Below are 19,804 nucleotides of genomic sequence, written 5' to 3'. Positions count from 1 at the left end.
AGGACGTCTCCTTCTCGATTCGGAAGGGCGAGACGCTCGGCTTGGTCGGCGAATCCGGCTGTGGCAAGAGCACGCTCGCACGGACCATCCTGCGGCTCATCGAACCGACGGACGGGACGGTGTACTTCAAGGGTGAGAACCTGACCACATTGGGCGGGGAAGAGCTGCGTACCCAGCGCAAGGACATGCAGATGATCTTCCAGGACCCGCAGTCCTCGCTGGATCCGCGCATGAAAATCGGTCCCATCGTGGAGGAACCGATGAAGGCCCACGGGCTGTACGACGCTGACGAGCGCGAGGAGAAGGCACGCGAACTGCTGGCGAAGGTCGGGTTGGACCCGCAGCACTACAACCGCCACCCGCACGCCTTCTCGGGTGGGCAACGCCAGCGGGTGAATCTGGCGCGGGCGCTGAGCGTGAACCCGGACTTCATCGTCTGTGACGAACCCGTGACGGCGCTCGACGTCTCGATTCAAGCCCAAGTGCTCAACACGATGCGCTCGCTGCAGGACGAGTTCGACTTGACGTACCTGTTCATCGCACACGACCTCTCGGTGATTCGGCACATCTCTGACCGCGTCGCCGTGATGTACCTCGGTCAGTTGGTCGAGTTGGCGGACAAGGAGGAGCTGTTCGAGAACCCACAGCATCCGTACACGCAGGCATTGCTCGAATCCATTCCCGTGCCCGACCCCCGTCTGGCGGAGGCGCGCGGCGTGCTGGAGGGCGACGTGCCGTCGCCAATCGACCCGCCGAGTGGCTGTCGGTTCCGGACCCGCTGTCCGAAACTCATCGCGCCGAAGGAGTACGATCTCTCCCACGAGGAGTGGCAAAACACGCTCGCCTTCCTTCGGGAGGTCCAGCGACGGTCGTTCGAGACGACGACGGAGTCGACCCTCGTGGACCGCTTCTTCGCCGACGGGAAGCCGACCGGCGAGGCGGGAAGCATCGTGGACGAGGCAATCGGTCGCATCTCGAACGACGACTGGGACGGTGCGACGGAACTGCTGAACGAGTCGTTCGCCGAAAAGAGCGTCTGTGCGAAGGAGCTTCCCGACTACGAGGTGCCGACCGAGCACGGAACGTCACTCCACTACGCGGCGTGTCATCACCACCGTGAGGACGTCGTCGACGGCCGTCAGGTCGATCTGTAATCGCGGAACGAGAAAAGAGGGCAATTCTTTATTGCGGGCATCCCTCGATGGGACATGCAACTGTCCGAATACACGCACACGCCCGGTGCGCATTGCGGGTCGGCGTCGCTTCGAAACCTGGCGGATTATTACGACTGGGGGCTGAACGAGTCGCTCTGTTTCGGATACGGGGCGGGACTCGGCTTCGGCTACTACGAACGCGGCCCGGCGAGCCACATCATCATGGGGCGCAACGGGCAGTTGGAGACGGGGTTCTTCGAGACGTTCGACCTCGATTACCGGGAATCGAGCGGACAGGACTGGGAAACGGCGTGGGCCGACGTGCGGGACGCCATCGCCGACGACACGCCAGTCATGCTGTTCGTGGACCTCTACTACCTCGATTACTTCGGCACGGACACCCACTTCGGACCCCACATCCTCCTCTGTGTCGGCGTCGAGGGCGACGAGGTCCTCCTTTCCGACAGCGAGTTCGATTCAATCCAGCGAATTCCCGCGTCTCACCTTCGAAGAGCGTGGAACTCGGATTACGGATTCGGCCCGCTCGACAACCACTGGATCACCGTGGCCGACCCGACCATCGAAACCGACCGAACGACGGCGGCACGGAACGCGATTCGGCGGACGACGGAGCTCATGCTCTCGCCCGAGGGTGGTGAGTGGGATTCACAGGGAGTGGACGGGATTCGGGCGTTCGCGGCGGACCTCCCCTCGTGGACGGAACTGGAGGATTCGAGCTGGTGTGCGCGCTTTGCCTACCAGAACATCGAACGACGCGGGACCGGCGGCGGCGCGTTCCGTCGGTTGTACGCCGACTTCCTCGACGCGCTCGCACCCGACCTCGGCCTCGACGAGTCGATTCCCGCGAACTGCCACGGCATCGCGGACGACTGGACCGAGTTGAGCAACACGCTCAAGGACGCGAGCGAGACCGAAGGGGAACGACAGGCTCTCCTGTTCGAGGACGCTTCCGAGCAAGCCACGAGAATCGCCGACCGCGAAGAACGGCTGTTCACGCGGCTGCGTGATGAACTGTAGTTCCGGGTATTTCTCATTCGAACCTCCTATCGGATGCTTCGGAAGTCGATTGAAGTGTTCGGCCGTCGAACCCGCCCGGGGGGAAGAACGTGCAAGCGTACGTAATGAAATCGATCGGCGAAACGGGGTTTATCGACAAGGAACGACCGGAAGCGGGACCGAACGACGCTATCGTCCGTCCGACGAAGGCGCTCGTGTGTACCTCCGACGTTCACACCGTCGGCGGCGCGATCGGCGAGCGGGAGGACATCACGCTCGGCCACGAAGCGGTCGGAATCGTTCACGAAGTCGGGGAGGGGGTCGAGCACTTCGAACCGGGCGACCGCGTGGCAGTCGGTGCGATCACTCCGGATTGGGGGTCGCTGGCCGCTCAGGACGGCCACCCATCTCAGTCGCGGGAAGCGTTGGGCGGGTGGAAGTTCGCCAACGTCAAGGACGGCGTCTTCGCGGAGTACTTCCACGTCAACGAGGCCGACGCGAACATGGCACACATCCCGTCGTCAGTGAGCGACGAGGCGGCCGTGTACGTGACGGACATGATGAGTACCGGTTTCAGTGCGGCGGAGAAAGGGCGGATTCCAGTTGGCGGAACGGTCGCCGTTTTCGCACAGGGACCGGTCGGCTTGATGGCGACCAAGGGGGCGGCCCTGCGAGGGGCGGGGACCATCATCGCCGTCGAAACCGTTCCCGAGCGACAGGAATTGGCGGAGTTCTACGGTGCAGATGAGATCGTGGATTACACCGAGATGGATGTCGTCGAGACCATTCTAGACCTGACGGACGGCGAAGGCGTCGATGCCGCCATCGAAGCGTTGGGGACGAACACGACGTTCGAAGCGTGTGTCGAAGTGACCAAACCGGGCGGCGTCGTCTCCAACGTCGGGTATCACGGCGAGGGGGAGTACGTCGAGATCCCACGCGCGGAGTGGGGTGTCGGCATGGCCGAAAAGGACATCGTGACCTCGCTCTGTCCCGGTGGTAGGCTCCGACTTCGGCGTCTCCTGCGGTTGCTGGAGACGGACCGAGTCGATCCGACGAGGATGACGACCCACGAGTTCTCGTTCGACGACATGGAAGAGGGCTTCCACCTCATGGACACGAAGGAGGAGGGAATCATCAAACCGCTCATCGACTTCGAGTAACCGTAAAAAACATGTTCGCGTCAATCTACAGGCCGTGACGGCTCGTCCGTTTAGTCGATGACTCGAACGTCATGCAGCAGATCGGATTGTGGTGTGGAACAGGCAGAAACGAACCCGGAAGACCGGCAGGGACCACCGACGCGCTGTGGTCGGTCAGGACGCACCGGATCACCGGCACGGCGCGGCCCGTCGGGACGCAACGGCCCGCCGCGGTTCGTCGTCTTCGCGCTCGGCGTCGCCCTCGGCGTGTTCGCCTCCCGTCGACTCGAACTCGACTCCGGAGGCGATTAAATGCCCGAAATCGGCGGCGGGGGCGTCGGCGCGACGCTCGTCAACGTCTTCGAAATCGCCCCCGAAAAACAGGACGCACTCGTGGACGAAATTCGGGAAACGGTGGATTCGATGGGCGAACTGCCGGGATTCGTCTCGATGAGCCTCCATCGGAGCCTCGACGGCGAGCGCGTCGTGAACTACGTGCAGTTCGAGAGTCAGAAGGCGTTCGAAGCGCTTCGAGATTCACGCGACTGGGAGGCGGACATGGGCGAGGCGATGGCATCGGCGGAGGTGGATCCGCACTTTTACGAGGTCGTCCTCACGCACGAGGCGGAGTGAATCGGTTGCGGTGACCCCTCACTTCGTGCCGTTCTCCGGAAAGATGGATTGCGGGAGGTACGCCGAGACGACCCAATTCGGGGCGTCCACGACCTCGTTGATTTTCAGATCGACGGCCGCGGAACACAGCAGATAGGCGTCCGTCCGGCTCAATCCGTGATTCGCGTGGAGGTGGGTGATCATGTGTCGAATCGCCTTCTTGCTGGCGTCCATCAGGTCGTCGCTGATGCCGCTCGTTCCGTAGGCTCGTTCGCCGCGGGTCGCAGCGAACGGGCCGTCGGTCTCGAACTGCGGTTGTTCGATGTCCATCCCGGAGACGACGCGGAGCCGCGCCGTCACCGACATCGGCGCTTCGATACCCGTGATACAGACTTCGCCGTCTCCCTGTGCCCCGTGACAATCGCCGATGCTGAACAGCGCGCCGTCGACTTCGACGGGGAGGTAGAGGGTCGAACCTTCCGTCAGGTGTTTCACGTCGAGGTTCCCGCCGACCCGCCGCGGCGGGACCGTGCTGTGTTCCCCGTCGTCGGCGGGTGCGACCCCGAGGTTACCCGGAAACGGAGCCAGCGGGACTTCGATTCCGTCCACGAAGTGGCCGACATCCCCTTCCAATTCCCAGACGTGCAAACCCGGTTCATCGAAATCCTCGGGGAGCAGTCCGGTTCCCTCGTCACCGCCGTAACAGTACGTGAAACCGATCCCTTCGTGCTCGAACGACAGCAGTTCGACCGCGAGAACGTCCCCCGGTTTCGCCCCATCCACCGCCACCGGTCCCGTCAATGGGTGGCCGGGGAGGGCTCCGACGAGGGCTGAAACGTCCTCGACGGTCGAGTCAGCGTCGAGTCGGCCGTCCGTCGCGTCGCGGCACTCGAATCGGATCACGTCGCCGGATTCGACCGTTCGAATCGGTTCGTGGTCGCGGCTCCAACTCGTGTGGACGTGTTCGTCCTGCGCAGAAATACGGTGGTCGGGAGTGGGTGTCGATGGCATCGGCGTACGGGATGATAGCGCAAAACGGAGTATAAAACTCGTTTTCGCGGCAGTTCACGACGTGTCGATTTCGGCTACCGGACCGTGTACCCGCCGTCGAGCACGACCGTCTCCCCGGTCATGTACGCCGATGCATCGCTCGCGAGATACACCGCGGTCGGGCCGAGCGCCTCGGGCGATGCGATCTCCTCGTGGAGCATCTCGCCCTTCCAGGTATCGACGGCGTTTTCGACCGCTTCGGCCCCCTGATCGGCGTTGTCGGTGGCGATGTAGCCCGGCGCGATGTTGTTCACGCGGATGCCGTGTTCCGCCCACTCGGAGGCGAGTTGGTTCTTGAACCCTTCCAACCCGGCCTTCGAGGTGTTGTAGGCGACCTGCCGTTGTGGGTGATTGGCGATGAACGCCGACATGGAGGAGACGTTCAAAATGGTGCCGCCGCCGTTTTCGATCATCTCGCGACCGGCGGCGCGCGAACAGAGGAACGTCCCCGTGAGGTTCACGTCGATGACGTCGCGCCACTCGTCCAGCGTCATGGTTTCCATGGCCTCGTGCACGACGATTCCGGCGTTGTTGACGAGGATATCGACGCCGCCGAACCGCTCGACGGTCGCTTCGACCATCGCTTCAACCGCATCTTCGTCGGCCACGTCACATTCGACGGCGAGCGTCTCCACTCCCGTCTCGTCGGCGAGTTCGTCCGCCGCGGTTTCCCCTGCCGGTCCGTTCCGGTTCGCGACGACGACGTCCGCGCCCGCCTCCGCGAGCGCGGTTGCGATTGCTCGGCCGATACCACGGTTTCCGCCGGTCACGATAGCCGTCTTTCCGTCGAGTGAGAACGCGTCGAGTACGGACATATTCGTCCCATCGTACGGGGTGCACAAAACGATACGGAACTGTCGAATCGAAAGAAAGTGGTTTCGGGGTCAGTCGTCGCTCATCGACGGCGGCGGACTGACCGTTCCCTTCGGGGTGACACCCCAATCGGTGTTCTTCTCGGTACCCATCTGGAGTCGGAGTTCTCCGCCGTCTTCGAGGTCGGCGTGGTCGAACCAGCTCTCGCGGTGAACGTCCCCGTTCAGGTGCGCGTTCTGGATGTACCGATAGCGGTCGCTGTCGTACTCCGCCCCGGTCGTGTCGACGACGAACTGCCCGCCGCCGTAGTGGTAGTCGGGCAGATTGATGGTCACGGTTTCGAACGCCGGGGAACCGATGACGTAGCTTCCGCTCGCGGGCGTGACGGCGTAGAATCCCATGGCGCTCATGACGTACCACGCGGACATCTGTCCGACGTCCTCATTACCCGGAACCCCACCCGGTCCCGTCGTGTACAGCGAGTTCATGACGTCCTGGACGACCTCCTGGGTCTTCCACGGCTGTCCCGCGAAGGGGTACAGGTACGGGGCGTGATGCGACGGCTCGTTCCCCTGCCAGTAGTGGGTGAACGGGTCGTTCCAGCTGGGATAGACGAACTCGTCGAACATGTGGTCGAGGCGCTCGACGAACGTCTCCTCGCCCATCAGGTCCACGAGACCGCCGATATCTTGGAGGGTGTGCCACGTGTACGACCACGAGTTCCCCTCGGTGAACCCGCCCCAGTCGGTCGGTTTCCACTCGCCGTCGTCGGGCGAGTACCACGACCCGTCGGCCATCCGCGGCCGCATGAACTTCGTGTCGGGGTCGAAGACGTTCTCGTAGAACCCGGCGCGTTTCATGAACGTCTCGTAGTCGTCGTCCTTCCCGAGCAGGTCGGCCGCCTGCGCGATGGCGAAGTCGTTGTAGCTCCCCTCCAGCGTCGTGGAAACGGACCCGCCCGCGTTCCCCTTGTCGTCCTCGGGGATGTATCCGTACTCGGTGTACTTGTCGAGACCGAGACGTCCGGCGTAGTACGTGTCGTCGCCAGGCATCCGCGTCGAGTTCTTGTACATCGCCTCGTACGCCAGGTCCGTGTCGTAGCCCTCGGTGAGTCCTTTCACCATCGATTCGCCGATGATGGAGGTCGCGTGGTCGGCAATCATCACGTTCGTGTAGCGATTGGCGAACTCCCACTTCGGAAGCCAGCCCCCGTGCTCGTACATGTCGAGCAGGGATTTGATGGCGTCCTCCTGCACCTTCGGCTCCACGATGTTCAGGAGCGGGTGTTCGGCGCGGAAGGTGTCCCACAGCGAGAACATCTGGTAGTGGTGGTAGCCGTCGGCGGTGTACACCTCGTCGTCCATTCCGAGGTACTCGCCGTTGGCGTCCTCGAAGATGGTCGGACCGAGCATCGCGTGGTACAGCGCCGTGTAGAATTTCACCTTGTTCGCGTCGTCGCCCTCGACCTCGATACGACCCAACCTGTCGTTCCACGTCTCCGTCGCGTCCGCCTCGACCCGGTCGAAGTCCCAGTCGGGGACCTCGGTTTCGAGGTTGTTCATCGCGTTCTCCCGACTCACGTAGGAGATTCCGACCTTCACGACGACCTCGCTCGCGTCGGCGTACCGAACGAACGCGCCGACGTCTGGTCCGCTCGCCGATTTCGATCCGTCGGTGGTCTCGACGCCGTTCCACGTGCCGTACTCGTCGAACGGCTTCGAGAACTTCGCCGCGAAGTGGATCGAGTACGGTTCGGCTCCGGAACAGAACGGTCCCGGGACGGTCTGACTCCCGACGACGGTTCGTTCGTCCCGAAGTTCGACGTCCGCACTCTTCGTTCCGGAATCCCCGAGGTTGTACCCCGCATCGAGGAGGAACCCGGCGTCGCTCCCGTCGTCGAAGGTGTATCGGTGAACGCCGACGCGGTCCGTCGCGGTCACTTCGGCCTTCGTCGCGTACTCTTCGAGCCGAACCGAGTAGTAGCCCGGTCTGGCCGACTCGGTTTCGTGCGAGAACGTCGAGCTGAGTTGTGGAAGGGACAATCCAACGCCGTCCCCCGCCCCGTCGAACGAGAGCGCGGTTCCGGACGCTCCGTCGGTCGATTCGGGGTCGCCGTAGACCGTCCCCGTGTAGTCGTTCCCTGAGTCGTCGGCGACGTCGTCGCCGTCGTCCGGGGAACTCAGGTCGTCGAACGAATAGGCGAAGAGTTCGCCGTCGCCGACCGACCCGCCGTCGGCGAGCGCCCGTATCTCGCACTCGTCGAGAACCCGGGAGTACACCGCGACTTCGTCCATATCCCCGGTAAACCACTCGCCGCCGTTGTCGACGGCACCGCCGACGCTCCACGGGAGTTCGCTGGTTGCGAGGGTCCCGACGGTCGCATCGTCGCCGTCCTCGGCCGAGGCGACTTCCTCGCCATCGACGTAGGCGGCGACCCGGTTGCCGCTCTCGTAGGTGACGGCGTAGTGGTGCCACTCCCCGTCGACGTACGGTTCGAAGTCGAACGATGCGGTCTGGTAGCCCATCCCCTCGGAGAACCAGACGACGTTGGCATTGTGGGGGCTCCACACCTGTAGCGGCGTGATGTTGTGGTCGTGACGGAGGAGCGACGTCATTCCACCGGGCGCTTTGTCCGTTCTGAACCAGAACGACGCGGATAGCTCGTCCGTGACGTTGAGTTCGCGCTGTTCCCGTTTGACCGTCGTCACGTCTTCCGTCGTCGGGCTGAGGAGGAAGTTGCCGAGGCCGAAACAACCGGTTCCGGAAACGTGCGTGTGGCTGAAGCCGAGTATCTCGTCGTCCTCGTAGTGATAGCCCGCGATGTTGCTCGTTCCGGTATCGGGGCTCAACTGTACCATCCCGTGCGGACGCGTCGCGCCGGGGTAGTTGTTCGGGTACGGCATCGCACCGCCACCCTCACCGGCGGCGGCCGCGCGGGCGGTGCCGATGAACGTGTCGGCGTACTCCACCGGTTCGCTGGCCTTCTCCGGGTCGACGCTTATCGGGCCGTTGGAATCAGCGGCGTCGATACCCTGTACCCCCGTGAACGCGCCGAGGCCGAGTGCAGCCGTTCCCTTGAGAACGGTGCGGCGGCGTATCCTGGAGAGGGTCGTCCGTTCGGTGCTGCTATCTGTTTCGGTCGGGTTTGTGTCTGCCATTTGTAGTGTACTCTGTTGGTGGCGCAGTGGGCGACGGGGGTTCGATCCTCGTCACCAGTTGCCAAGATAATATTCCTAAACCATCCTAAAATATATTTTTATAAAAATAATTAAATTCTATATAGTGTGAACTCAATGAAAATATATGTGTCAAGAGATTCTCCGGTTGGTCTGACATCCCATCCGATCGGCGCGGTGGCGCGCGCGCCATAAATCCAAATATATTATTCTTAATTTAGATATTTTAATTACAAAATTTACTTGGAGAATTATTTGCAAAGCATATTTTATGGAATCATTCCTAGTAACACCGTTCGGTATCTGTAACGGATTTTTGATTGCCGTCCTCCGTAACTGGGTCAATTTCCTACAGTCCTCAACCGTATCGAGTGAATATATTGATAATAGGGGATAATACACGTATATACCGTGACAAACGGAACCTCGTGCCGTCACACATCGTGAACCGATGACCGCGCGATTTTCGTCGCTTTTCCCGTGTTCGTCCGTGAGCGGATACTCCTCGACGCGATATTGGCCGATTCACAAAACGTAAATAGTCACCCTTGGTAGCTATTCTCCATGGTGGGTGATTCCCCCCCGAGTCGTCCGCTGAAGACCGTCGAGACCGCCGTCGACATCGTCGACGCGATTCAACGGCTAGACGGCGCGGACATCGGGGAACTCGCTCGGGAGTTCGACCTCGCACAGAGCACGATTCATGGCTACGTGAAAACCCTCGAAAACCGCGGCTACCTCACCTTCGAAGACGGGACGTATCACGTCGGGCTAGAGTTTCTGAACAAGGGTGGCCACGCTCGCAAACGAAAACGCGAGTACGACTTCATCATCGGAAAACTGGACGACCTGGCCGAACAGACCGGCGAGCGTGTCCAGTTCATCGTCGAGGAAAACGGCCGTGGCTACTACATCCACACGTCCATCGGGGAGAACGCGGTTCACGTCGATGCGCACATCGGAAAGAAGATTCACCTCCACGCGAGCTCGGCGGGCAAGGCGATACTCGCCACCCTTCCGGAGGAACGCGTCGATGCCATCCTCGACCGTTGGGGACTCCCCGTCTACACCCAGCAGACGGTGACGACCCGCGAGGCGCTGTTCGAGGAACTCCGATCCATTCGGGACGTCGGGTACGCGACGAGCGAACAGGAGTCCATCGACGGCCTTCGAGCGGTCGGCGCGCCGATACAGGTGGACGGGGACGAAGCCATCGGGGCGATCAGTTTTTCCGGTCCCGCACACCGCTTGACGGGCGAGTGGTTCGAGGACGAGATTCCCAACCTCGTCCTCGGCGTCACGAACGAAATCGAACTGGATCTCAAATACCAGTAATCGGCACGGATCGTCGTTTTACAATATTCGAACTCCCATTTCGCCGACTCCTTGGGTAGTGGAACGTAATTATTAAATATTAGTTCGGGATTGCCGTGCCTGTTGATGACTGGTAACAAGCACCCCATCTCACGGCGGAACTTCTTGGCGGGAGCGGCAGCGAGTAGTGCCCTTTTGGCAGGATGTACAGGTGACAGTGGTGGCTCGTATCCGAGTGAGGATATGCACTACATCGTCCCGTTCAGTCAGGGCGGCGGGACGGACACCTACGCACGCAAGGTCGTCCCCGAAATCGGCAACGAACTCGACGTCAGCGTCGCCATCGAGAACGTCCCCGGTGCCGCGTCGCTGAAGGGTACCGGCGAACTGCTGAAATCGAAATCCGACGGCTACACGTTCGGCGGCTTCAACCCCCCGTCGACGCCGATATCTTACCTCGTCCACGAGCCGAGTTGGGACATCACGAACCTCGTCCCGGTGGCGACGTACGCCCGGACGCCGTACGCCGTCTTCGCTCGTCCGGAGCTCAAGATCGAGGGGATGAAGGATTTGGCGAAGCGGTACCGGAGCGGTGACCTCTCGAAATTCGCCGGGCTCGCTCGCGGTGGCATCGTCCACGTCGCGGCGAACGTGATGAAATCGGAGTACGATCTGAAGTACAACCGGTACATCGGCTACGACGGCGGTGGCCCGGCGATCAAAGCGGCCATCTCGGGCGAGGTTCCGGTCGTGGCGACGACGGACACGGCGGCGATGAGCGCCGTCGACTCCGGCAAGTTGGAACCCATCGCCATCCTTTCGAGCGAGGGGAGTAGCGTGTTCAAAGACGCGCCGTCCCCCTCGGACGAGGGGCTGCCGAGCATCGACTACATCGGCCAGCTTACCCGCTGTATGTTCCTCCCGAAAGGAACGGACACGAAAAAGCGCGACAAGGTCGAAAAGGCCGTGAAATCGGCGCTGAAACACGACTCGGTTCAGCAGTGGTCGAAGAAGACCGGGAACATCGTGGAGTTCGGCGGCCACGAGAAGGCGAAGAAGGCCCTCAACGACTCCATCGAAACGATTCCGAAGAAGGTAGACCTGCAGAAAATCGCGAGCGAATAACTAACACAGAGATATGGACTTGGAATATTCGGAGACACACGATTACGATGTCGCCGTAGTGGGGAGCGGAACCGCCGGACTCGTCGCCGGGCTTCGGGCCGCGGAACTCGGACGTTCGGTCGCGGTGCTGGAAAAAGCACCCGAGGAACGACAGGGTGGCCACACCCGCTTTAGCGAATCTTTCCGCGTGCCGTCGGTCGGTACCGACCTCGAAGAGTACGGCTACGAGTTCGCCGTGGATGACTACACGGAGGAGGATTTCTACGACGACATCATGAACCAGACGAGCGGGAAAGCCAACGAGGCGTTGACCACCACCCTCGTCGAGAACGCCGGGGATACCGTCGAGTGGCTGACCGCGGCGGGCGTCGATTGGCAAATGGAACCACTCGCGGTGGGATACACCGCCGCCCGAACGTGGTTCGACGGCGAGGAGTACGTCGAAACGCTCACCGCCGCCGCCGAGGACGCTGGTGCGGACTTTTGGTTCGAGACGGAGGCAGCGGCGCTCCACCGCGCACCGACCGGGGAAATCGACGGCATCGGCGCACGGACGCCGGACGGACAGGTCAAGTTCGACGTTGACGCGGTCATTCTCGCGGCGGGCGATTACGGCTCCAACGACGAGAAACGGGTCCGCTACTACGGCCCCGGCTACGACGAGATGAACGTCCGCGGCAGTCGGTACAACACCGGGGAAGCGCTGATGATGGCCGAGTCGGCGGGCGCGAACCTCGTCGGTCAGTGGGGCGGCGCACACATGGCGCTCATCGACGCGGCGTCGCCGGACGTCGAAGGCGGCGCGAACCGCGTCGACGGCTACCAGTACGGCGTCATCCTCAACGACGACGGCGAACGCTTCGTGGACGAAGGCGAGGACGCCAGGGCACACACCTACGCCAAGTTCGGCCGGAAAATCTTCGAGCAACCGAACCACGTCGGCTACATCGTTCTCGACTCGAAGGCCCACGACATGGTGCGGGCGACCGGTCCGTCCGACCCGGTCCGGGCCGACGACTTCGAGGAATTGCTCACGGAAATCGGCTGTGGCGACCCCGCGGCCGGAGCCGAGACGATTCGAGCGTTCAACGGCGCGTGTAACCCGGACGAGTTCGAACCGAACGTGTTGGACAGCAACCGCACGGACGGCCTGGCGCTCGAAAAGTCGAACTGGGCGATTCCGATAGACGAACCGCCGTACTACGCCTACGCCGTAACCGGCGGCATCACGTTCAGCTTCGGCGGCGTGAAGACCGACACCGACGCGTCCGTCATCGACACCCGTGATACGACGATTCCGGGCCTGTTCGCCGCCGGAAACAGCACCGGCGGGTTGTTCTACGACAACTATCCGGGCGGGACCGCACAGACGAACGCGGCGGTGTACGGCAAGATAGCGGCCGAATCGGCGGACGGGTACATCCGATCATGAGCAACGAGGAGCAACCGGGAACCTTCGAACGCAACCCGGCAACGCCAGTCGCGGAGTTCCTTCGGGAGATCGACGGCGGACCGGTGTTCTTCTGGTTCCTCGTCGTCGTCGCCGGATACATGTTCGTGACCGCCGGGCAGTTCTCGTCGTCCGCACAACTCTTCCCCCGACTAACCGCGGGGACGGTGCTCGTCGCGGGCGCGCTCCGATTGGCGGTGACGCAGTTGGATATCGGCGTGGAGCGCAGCGAAGCGGTCGTCCTGAGCGGCGGCCACGACGAATCCGAGGAAGAGGACGAGGGTGAAACGACGCTCGAATCCATGCTCATCCTCGGCGTCCTCGTCATCGGCTACGTCCTCGGCGGCTTCTTCGTCGGGTTGTTCTGGCCCACACCGCCGTTCGTCTTCCTGTACCTGCTGTACAAGCGACAACCGCTCTGGCGCACGGCCCTGCTCACGGTCGCCATGACCGCCGTCGCCTACGGCTTCATGACCATCATGAACCTCGACCTCATGACGGGGGGATTCTGATGGCGGATCTCGGGGTTCTCGTCCACGCGACGAAAATCGTGCTCTCGTGGCCGAACATCGGGCTCGTCCTGCTCGGCGTCCTCATCGGCATCATCGGCGGGGCACTGCCGGGCGTCGGCGGTGCGCTCACCGTCGCGATCACGATGCCGTTCACGCTGGGAATGCCGAGTACGACCGCCATCATCTTCCTGATGGGGATCTACAACGGCGTGATGTACGGCGGCAGCATCTCCTCGATCCTGTTCAACGTCCCCGGCGACTCGTCGGCCGCCGCGACGACGCTCGAAGGCTATCCGATGACGAAACAGGGTCGTGCCATCGACGCGCTGACGATATCGGCACTCTCGTCGGGATTGGGCGACCTCTTCGGCTCCATCGTCATCATCCTGTTGATGCCGGTGATGGTGTCGCTGGTACTGATGTTCGGCACGCCGGAGTACTTCCTCATCGCCCTCTTCGGCCTGTCGCTCATCATCGTCGTCTCGGACGGTTCGTTCCTGAAGGACGTGATGGCGGGCGGGTTCGGCGCGCTCATCGCCACCGTCGGCGTCGCGCCGATGTCGATTTCGGAGCGCTACACGTTCGGCATGCTCGGGCTGTACGACGGCGTCAACTTCGTCGCCGCGCTCATCGGCATCTTCGCCATCTCCGAAATGCTTCGACTGAGCCTTCGCGACGGGAGCATCTCCCGCGACGGCGACGTGGACGTGAGCGGCAGCGTGATGTCCGGCGTGAGGCAGGTCCTCTCGAAACCGGTCACCCTGCTCAAATCGTCCAGCATCGGCCTGCTGGTCGGGGCGATTCCCGGTTCCGGCGGGTCGGTCTCGACGTTCATCGCCTACGGAGAGGCGAAGCGGTCGAGCAAGAACCCGGACGAGTTCGGCAGCGGTGCCGAGGAAGGCGTCGTCGCGACGGAGTCCGCGAACAACGCGACGGTCAGCGGCGCGTTGATACCGACGTTGACGTTCGGCATTCCGGGCAGTACGACGACCGCGGTGCTCATCGGCGCGCTCATGCTTCACGGAGTGCGCCCCGGACCGGCGCTGTTCGACCAACAGATCGGGCTCACGTACTCCATCTTCGCGACGCTCGTCATCTGTAGCGTCGTCATCATCGTCTTCGGCCTGCTCGTCGTCCGATGGGCGGGGTACATCACGACGGTCAACACGGACCTGATAATCCCGGTCATCATCTGCCTCTCGATTCTGGGGGCCTACTCGCTTCACTCGAACTACATCGACGTGTTCGTGGTGCTCGTAATGGGCTTCGTCGGGTATCTCATGGACGCCTACGACTATTCGCTCGTGGCGTTCCTCCTGGGACTCATCCTCGGGCCGATCGCCGAGGAGAACCTGTATCGGTCGCTCCAACTGAGCGGCGGGAGTTTCGGCATCTTCGTCGCCAACCCGCTCCGCATCGCGCTCGTTCTGATGACCATCCTCGTCATCGTCGGGCCGTACGTGCGACCGCTGTTCGAGCAACTGCAACGACGGGCAACCAGCCAGTAACACCACATCAATTCACCCTTTGACGGATAGAAAATAATGCAGCAAGAGATAATTCACTGTGCGTTAGTACGGGGCGGTACGAGCAAAGGCGTCCTCATCTCCGGCGGCGAACTTCCGGCGGAGAACCACGACGATGCGATCCTTTCCCTGTTCGGGAGCCACGAGCCACGGCAGGTGGACGGACTCGGCGGTGCGACATCGACGACATCAAAGCTGATGATCGTCTCGCCGAGTTCGCGACCCGACGTGGACGTGGATTACACCTTCGGACAGGTCGGCGTCACGGAACCTCTCATCGACTACGGCGGCAACTGCGGCAACATGACCACCGGAATCGGGCCGTTCGCCTACGACGAGGGACTGATCCACGCCGAACCGGACGAGGACGGCCGCGTGTCGCTCTCGCTCTACAACACGAACACGGGGACGTTCCTCGAACAGTCGTTCCCGGTGGACGGATCGCGTGCCGTTTCGACCGGGGAGTTCTCCATCGAGGGCGTCCCCGGAACCGGTGCACGGGTCGATACGACGTTTCTCGACCCCGGCGGATCGAAAACCGGGTCGCTGTTCCCGCTCGGCGGACCGACGATAACGCTCGAAACCCCGTTCGAGGACATCGAAGCGACGGTACTCGACGTGACGACGCCCGTCGCGTTCGTACGGGCGCGTGACCTCGGACTCGACGGGACGGAAGGGCCGAAGCGAATCGACACCGACGACGAACTCCTCGAACGGATCGAGCGGATCCGGGCGCACGTCTGTGCGGAACTCGGCCTCGTGGACGACCCCACCGACGCGGCGGCGGAATCGCCGGGCTATCCGAAACTCGCGTTCGTCTCCGAGCCGAAAACGTACGACACGAAAAACGGAATCGTGGAGGCGTGCGGACTCGACCTCACGGCACGCATCATGAGCATGCAGTACCTCCACCCGATCTACGCCGTGACCGGGGCGGCGTGTACGGCGGCCGCGGCACTGCTCCCCGGCACGATTCCGAACGAAGCCGCGGCGGTGAGCGATACCGACGTGACGCTCGGCCATCCACGCGGGACGATGACCGTCTCGGTCGATGCCGAAGCGGAAACCGTGCGGTCGGTGACCGTCTCCCGAACACAACGACGGCTCATGGAAGGAGATGCGTTCTACACGGTAACGGAGCCGTCTCCGGTCGAAAAATAAGCGATTTGAGGGTGCGAACTACTTCAGCGTCGCGTCGAGCGTGATCTCCGGCCCTGCCAGCGCTTTCGAGACTGGGCAGGTTTCCTTCGCTTCCGTGGCGATGTCGTCGAACGTCGCCTCGTCGATGTCCGGAATCTCGGCCTCCAGCGTCAGGTCGATGCGCGGGATTTCGAACCCGCCGCCGTCGGCGCTTTCGAGGTGAACGTCCGCCTCGGTATCGAGGCTGTCTGGCGTGTACCCCTCGCCTTCGAGGAGCGCGGTCAGCTGCATCGAGAAACAGCCCGAGTGGGCCGCGCCGATGAGCTCTTCGGGGTTCGTTCCCACCTCGTCCTCGAAACGCGTCGGGAACTTGAACGTCCCCTCGATCTGTCCGCTCTCGGTCTCGAAGTCGCCGCTGCCGTCCTTGCCGCCGGTCCATGTCGTCTCCGCTTGTCTTGAAACCATCTCATCACCGGGTACGGGAAGCTACCGTATGGTACTATTGGCAGCGAACGTAACCGGCGGGCGGCACGTCGATACACATCCCGGTGGTAGTGATATCGACGGACGTCGAGGTAGCTCCTGGACATCTCTCTTTCCTACCATTCTACTTGGTAAATCAGCTCGACGAACGCTCGACCGAAAAGTAATACGTATGATGGAAATTCCGTTCCTCGCCAACACCCTTCCTACGTGGATACGTTCCGACCTGAAAGGGATTGTATCCGAGACTGGAAAATCCGACCCCGACCGATCGGTGAAACGACCGCAGTCACGTCGGAACGGTCCTCCGGAGATATCGTGACGGAGACCGGTCGGAATACACATCACGATCCGCGCCGTGTCGGATACTACCCCGTCCTCTGATATTCCAAACAGCATCCTATGATCGATCGATGAAAGATCTATCGTTTCCTATATAATCCGATAACAAAATTCTTCGATAATTACTGCTAATCGACATCGGCTACCGACTGATTCGTGAAAGAAACATCTCCGTAGTTGGTCGGATTGGATCGTTTTCGACGGCCGTATCCACCTCCGTCTCCACCGCCGTACCCGTTTTACCGTCCACCCATTACAGCCCATTACACCCCTAATTTTGTAACGGAGATCATGTCATGCTTTTTTCGTGGCCGTATTCGTAGCAATATCGGTCAAGAACGGGAATCGGTCCGCGTCTCAGATGAAGTTCGGATGGTCGGATTCCTGCTCGGCCATGTTGATGTTCACCTCGATGACGTTCGCCGCGTTGGTGACTTTCTCGACCATCGTATCGTGATACTCCGCTTCGTTCATTCGATTGGTCGGGCCGGAAACGCTGACCGCTCCGAGAACGCGATCCTCCCTGTCCAACACGGGTGCACCGATCGCTTTGAGTCCCTCTATCTCCTCCTCGTCGTTGTAGGCGTATCCGCGCTCTCGAATCTCCTCCAATTCCGCGAGCAGTTCCTCGCGGTCGGTGATCGTGTTCTTCGTCTTGCGAACCAATCCGTAGCGGTCGATGATCCCGTTCACGCGCTCGGTCGGGAGCGATGCGAGGATCGACTTTCCGGTCGCGGAGAAGTGGAGATAATCCGGCTTCTGTAGTTTGCTCGTCTGGTAGTTGCTCCCCACCGCTTTCGTCCCTCTGACTTTGTAGAGGTTCACACTCAGCCCGTGCTGTTCGGTCGCGAGATGGGCGTACTCCCCCGTCTCGTCGGCCAGGCTCTCTATCTCCTCTTTACCGATACTGTACAACTTGTTCTGATTACGAACGTACTCACCGAGGAGGAGGAACTGCAGCGACAGCGAGTACGTGCTTCCCTCCTGAACGACGAATTTGTTCTCACGAAGCGTCGCGAGATGGTTGTACACGGCACTTTTCGACATATCGAGGTGCTCCGCCAGTTCCGTCACTCCCGCCCCGTTCAACTCCTCCAGCGCTTGTATCACGTCGAACGCTCGCGTCACCGTTTTCAACGTGCGCGACGAGCCCGTTTCCGTTCGATCGGTCATGTGAGAGGATACCGAATCCAACCGTAATAGTGTTTGTATATGGTGCAGGGTTTTCCGGCGAGCAAAACCAATAGCAGTAAACGACCTTTATCGATATTGGAAATGATTGAATTTCTTATATATCCTCCCTCAGTCCTCGAATAGCCCGTTTTCCGGTGAATAGACCGTTTCGACTTCGTCCACAACTGTTCTCCATACGTGCAAACCATTTCTTGACATTCAGGCTTCGACACCGTATCTTTTTACAGTATTTCGAACGGACAAATGATATTCCCGTAATTCACGGCGTATGGGCGCTCTATAGCCAGTCGCGAATTCATCCGATGTTCTCGATAGATGCAATCCACTGTTCGAGTGTCGGTCGAATTCGAATTCTCCAGCTATCGGATTCGTCCGGTCCGATAGCCCGGTATGACGAGGATAGCGCTCCCACTGTCTCCGTGAATCGACAGAAAAACCGCCTGAACACGGTATCGATGCGCGTCTCGGTGACGTACGGGACCGTTCGTCCGACGAACTGGAACGGGACTATTCGCAGGCGAGTCGCTTCAGCGCACCGCCGAGCACCTGCGTCGCGGCGGCACAATCGTCCCAGTCGGTCCACTCCAACGGGTTGTGGGAAATCCCGTCCCGTGACGGGGCAAACAGCAAGCCAGCGTCCGTGACGTTCGCGACGTGCATGGTGTCGTGGGCCGCGCCGGAGTGCAGTTCGAGCGTTTCGATACCCGCGTCGTCCCCGGCGGCACACAGGGCGGTTCGACAGCGCTCGCTCATCGGTACCGGGTGGCGGTTCCACGGGCGCTCGAACTCGGCGGTCACGGGGCGCTCGGTCTCGATTCGATCGAGACTCGTTCTGGCGCGGTCGACGATGTGTTCGATGGACTCCTGCTCGATGTCGCGGACGTCGAGGCTCAGTTCGACACGTCCCGGGATGACGTTCGGCGCGTTCGGTCGCACGTCGAGTTTACCGACGGTGGCAACTGCCGTGTCCGAATCCGTTTCGACGTCCGCGGCCGTTTCGATATCGAGAACGAACTCGCTGCTGGCAGCGAGCGCGTCCGACCGGTCCGGCATGAGCGTCGATCCTGCGTGATTCGCCTCGCCGGTAATCCCGACGGCACAGCGGGAGAGTCCCGTGATCGTGGTTACGACGCCTGCGGGAACGTCCGCCGCTTCGAGGCGCTCGCTCTGTTCGATGTGGAGTTCTAGCCACGCGTTCCACTCGTCGGCCGCGACCCGCCCATCCCCGCGAAAGCCGATGTCGTCGAGGGCGGATTCGAGGGTCACGCCCGCATCGTCTTCCAACGAGAGGGCCGTCTCGGGAGCCATTTCCCCGGCGGCGACCGCCGAACCGAGCAGGCCGCCGTCGAACCGTTGGCCCTCCTCCTCGGTGAAACAGACGACGTCGACCGGACGGGTCGGTTCGATTCCCGAATCCTGCATCGCTCGGACGCTCTCCAACGCCGCGTACACGCCGAGCGGACCGTCGAAGATGCCTCCTTCCGGCACCGAATCGAGGTGGCTCCCGGCGGCGACCGGTGCGGCGTCCGGATCGGCGCTTTCGGGCGTCCACCGGCCGACGATGTTTCCGACGTGATCGATGCGAACGGCGAGTCCGGCGTCCCGCAACCGCTCGCAGAAGTATTCTCGTGCGTTTCTATCCGCCTCCGTTCCAGTGAGGACCGTCCGACTGTGGCCCTTCTCGACTGCGACCGATCCGAACGCCGCGTTGGTTTCGATATCACTCCGCAGTCGGTCCTCGCTTACTTGCATGC

The 19,804-nt window shown here is 61.7% G+C and carries 17 protein-coding genes; 11 read left to right on the top strand and 6 right to left on the bottom strand.

All coding sequences use genetic code 11. The annotated features are described in order from the left end of the window. The 5 genes from NKF26_RS21625 to NKF26_RS21605 form a co-directional block, all read left to right on the top strand. A partial coding sequence (locus NKF26_RS21625) for an ABC transporter ATP-binding protein (RefSeq protein WP_303647132.1) occupies nucleotides 1–1,154 on the top strand: 1,154 nt, incomplete at its 5' end. Between the two features lie 54 nt (nucleotides 1,155–1,208). After that, on the top strand, nucleotides 1,209–2,192 hold the full coding sequence (locus NKF26_RS21620) for a BtrH N-terminal domain-containing protein (protein WP_253228806.1): 984 nt from the start codon (nucleotides 1,209–1,211) through the stop codon (nucleotides 2,190–2,192). Nucleotides 2,193–2,281: 89 nt separating this feature from the next. Next, entirely contained in the window at nucleotides 2,282–3,334 is a 1,053-nt protein-coding gene (locus NKF26_RS21615; protein ID WP_253228805.1) for a zinc-binding dehydrogenase, read from the top strand. Nucleotides 3,335–3,427: 93 nt separating this feature from the next. Continuing rightward, nucleotides 3,428–3,625 (top strand): hypothetical protein, encoded by a 198-nt coding sequence (locus tag NKF26_RS21610; RefSeq protein WP_253228804.1) that lies wholly within the window; start codon nucleotides 3,428–3,430, stop codon nucleotides 3,623–3,625. Beyond that, a complete protein-coding gene (locus tag NKF26_RS21605; protein ID WP_253228803.1) occupies nucleotides 3,626–3,946 on the top strand; it encodes an antibiotic biosynthesis monooxygenase in 321 nt (106 codons plus the stop codon). A gap of 18 nt (nucleotides 3,947–3,964) precedes the next feature. On the opposite strand, the gene NKF26_RS21600 is transcribed toward NKF26_RS21605, so the two are convergent. From NKF26_RS21600 to NKF26_RS21590, 3 genes are all read right to left on the bottom strand, one after another. Continuing rightward, nucleotides 3,965–4,936 (bottom strand): acetamidase/formamidase family protein, encoded by a 972-nt coding sequence (locus NKF26_RS21600; RefSeq protein ID WP_253228802.1) that lies wholly within the window; start codon nucleotides 4,934–4,936, stop codon nucleotides 3,965–3,967. Between the two features lie 74 nt (nucleotides 4,937–5,010). Next, on the bottom strand, nucleotides 5,011–5,790 hold the full coding sequence (locus NKF26_RS21595; protein WP_253228801.1) for an SDR family NAD(P)-dependent oxidoreductase: 780 nt from the start codon (nucleotides 5,788–5,790) through the stop codon (nucleotides 5,011–5,013). Between the two features lie 69 nt (nucleotides 5,791–5,859). Further along, nucleotides 5,860–8,946, bottom strand: coding sequence for a GH92 family glycosyl hydrolase (locus NKF26_RS21590; protein ID WP_253228800.1), 3,087 nt, complete (start codon nucleotides 8,944–8,946; stop codon nucleotides 5,860–5,862). 582 nt (nucleotides 8,947–9,528) lie between these two features. On the opposite strand from NKF26_RS21590, the gene NKF26_RS21585 reads away from it, so the two are divergent. The 6 genes from NKF26_RS21585 (at nucleotide 9,529) to NKF26_RS21560 (ending at nucleotide 16,052) form a co-directional block, all read left to right on the top strand. Beyond that, entirely contained in the window at nucleotides 9,529–10,299 is a 771-nt protein-coding gene (locus NKF26_RS21585; RefSeq protein ID WP_253228799.1) for an IclR family transcriptional regulator, read from the top strand. 222 nt (nucleotides 10,300–10,521) lie between these two features. Further along, nucleotides 10,522–11,403 carry a tripartite tricarboxylate transporter substrate binding protein gene (locus NKF26_RS21580; protein ID WP_253228798.1) on the top strand — a complete coding sequence of 294 codons (882 nt, stop codon included), beginning with the start codon at nucleotides 10,522–10,524 and terminating at the stop codon, nucleotides 11,401–11,403. A 13-nt stretch (nucleotides 11,404–11,416) separates the two neighbouring features. Beyond that, nucleotides 11,417–12,835: an FAD-dependent tricarballylate dehydrogenase TcuA gene (gene tcuA / locus NKF26_RS21575; protein WP_253228797.1), complete on the top strand. Its 1,419-nt coding sequence runs from the start codon at nucleotides 11,417–11,419 to the stop codon at nucleotides 12,833–12,835. After that, the gene (locus NKF26_RS21570) at nucleotides 12,832–13,365 is read left to right on the top strand and encodes a tripartite tricarboxylate transporter TctB family protein (protein WP_253228796.1); all 534 of its coding nucleotides are present in this window, start codon (nucleotides 12,832–12,834) and stop codon (nucleotides 13,363–13,365) included. Before tcuA ends, NKF26_RS21570 begins: the two co-directional genes overlap by 4 nt. Continuing rightward, nucleotides 13,365–14,873, top strand: a complete 1,509-nt coding sequence (locus NKF26_RS21565; RefSeq protein ID WP_253228795.1) for a tripartite tricarboxylate transporter permease — start codon at nucleotides 13,365–13,367, stop codon at nucleotides 14,871–14,873. The genes NKF26_RS21570 and NKF26_RS21565 overlap by 1 nt, the downstream gene beginning before the upstream one ends. Nucleotides 14,874–14,909: 36 nt before the next feature. Then, nucleotides 14,910–16,052, top strand: coding sequence for a PrpF domain-containing protein (locus NKF26_RS21560; RefSeq protein ID WP_253228794.1), 1,143 nt, complete (start codon nucleotides 14,910–14,912; stop codon nucleotides 16,050–16,052). Between the two features lie 18 nt (nucleotides 16,053–16,070). On the opposite strand, the gene NKF26_RS21555 is transcribed toward NKF26_RS21560, so the two are convergent. The 3 genes from NKF26_RS21555 to NKF26_RS21545 all read right to left on the bottom strand — a co-directional run bounded on the left by NKF26_RS21555 (nucleotide 16,071) and on the right by NKF26_RS21545 (nucleotide 19,802). Continuing rightward, on the bottom strand, nucleotides 16,071–16,496 hold the full coding sequence (locus NKF26_RS21555; RefSeq protein WP_253228793.1) for an OsmC family protein: 426 nt from the start codon (nucleotides 16,494–16,496) through the stop codon (nucleotides 16,071–16,073). A gap of 717 nt (nucleotides 16,497–17,213) precedes the next feature. Continuing rightward, entirely contained in the window at nucleotides 17,214–18,029 is an 816-nt protein-coding gene (locus NKF26_RS21550; RefSeq protein ID WP_253228792.1) for an IclR family transcriptional regulator, read from the bottom strand. A 528-nt stretch (nucleotides 18,030–18,557) separates the two neighbouring features. Further along, complete coding sequence (locus NKF26_RS21545) at nucleotides 18,558–19,802, bottom strand: Zn-dependent hydrolase (protein WP_253228791.1); 1,245 nt, start codon at nucleotides 19,800–19,802, stop codon at nucleotides 18,558–18,560. Nucleotides 19,803–19,804 lie beyond the last annotated feature (2 nt).

It is taken from the genome of Haladaptatus sp. AB618 (genome assembly GCF_024136965.1).
Classification (GTDB): domain Archaea; phylum Halobacteriota; class Halobacteria; order Halobacteriales; family Haladaptataceae; genus Haladaptatus.
The sequence above is the reverse complement of the archived record's forward strand: the minus strand, read 5'-3'. Positions and strand labels throughout refer to the sequence as shown.

Excerpts from the sequence above, each read along its gene's own strand:
- NKF26_RS21620 (WP_253228806.1), top strand. The coding sequence starts at position 1,209 with ATGCAACTGTCCGAATACACGCACACGCCCGGTGCGCATTGCGGGTCG.
- NKF26_RS21605 (WP_253228803.1), top strand. The coding sequence starts at position 3,626 with ATGCCCGAAATCGGCGGCGGGGGCGTCGGCGCGACGCTCGTCAACGTC.
- NKF26_RS21600 (WP_253228802.1), bottom strand. The coding sequence starts at position 4,936 with ATGCCATCGACACCCACTCCCGACCACCGTATTTCTGCGCAGGACGAA.
- NKF26_RS21595 (WP_253228801.1), bottom strand. The coding sequence starts at position 5,790 with ATGTCCGTACTCGACGCGTTCTCACTCGACGGAAAGACGGCTATCGTG.
- NKF26_RS21590 (WP_253228800.1), bottom strand. The coding sequence starts at position 8,946 with ATGGCAGACACAAACCCGACCGAAACAGATAGCAGCACCGAACGGACG.
- NKF26_RS21585 (WP_253228799.1), top strand. The coding sequence starts at position 9,529 with ATGGTGGGTGATTCCCCCCCGAGTCGTCCGCTGAAGACCGTCGAGACC.
- NKF26_RS21580 (WP_253228798.1), top strand. The coding sequence starts at position 10,522 with ATGCACTACATCGTCCCGTTCAGTCAGGGCGGCGGGACGGACACCTAC.
- tcuA (WP_253228797.1), top strand. The coding sequence starts at position 11,417 with ATGGACTTGGAATATTCGGAGACACACGATTACGATGTCGCCGTAGTG.
- NKF26_RS21570 (WP_253228796.1), top strand. The coding sequence starts at position 12,832 with ATGAGCAACGAGGAGCAACCGGGAACCTTCGAACGCAACCCGGCAACG.
- NKF26_RS21565 (WP_253228795.1), top strand. The coding sequence starts at position 13,365 with ATGGCGGATCTCGGGGTTCTCGTCCACGCGACGAAAATCGTGCTCTCG.
- NKF26_RS21560 (WP_253228794.1), top strand. The coding sequence starts at position 14,910 with ATGCAGCAAGAGATAATTCACTGTGCGTTAGTACGGGGCGGTACGAGC.
- NKF26_RS21555 (WP_253228793.1), bottom strand. The coding sequence starts at position 16,496 with ATGGTTTCAAGACAAGCGGAGACGACATGGACCGGCGGCAAGGACGGC.
- NKF26_RS21550 (WP_253228792.1), bottom strand. The coding sequence starts at position 18,029 with ATGACCGATCGAACGGAAACGGGCTCGTCGCGCACGTTGAAAACGGTG.
- NKF26_RS21545 (WP_253228791.1), bottom strand. The coding sequence starts at position 19,802 with ATGCAAGTAAGCGAGGACCGACTGCGGAGTGATATCGAAACCAACGCG.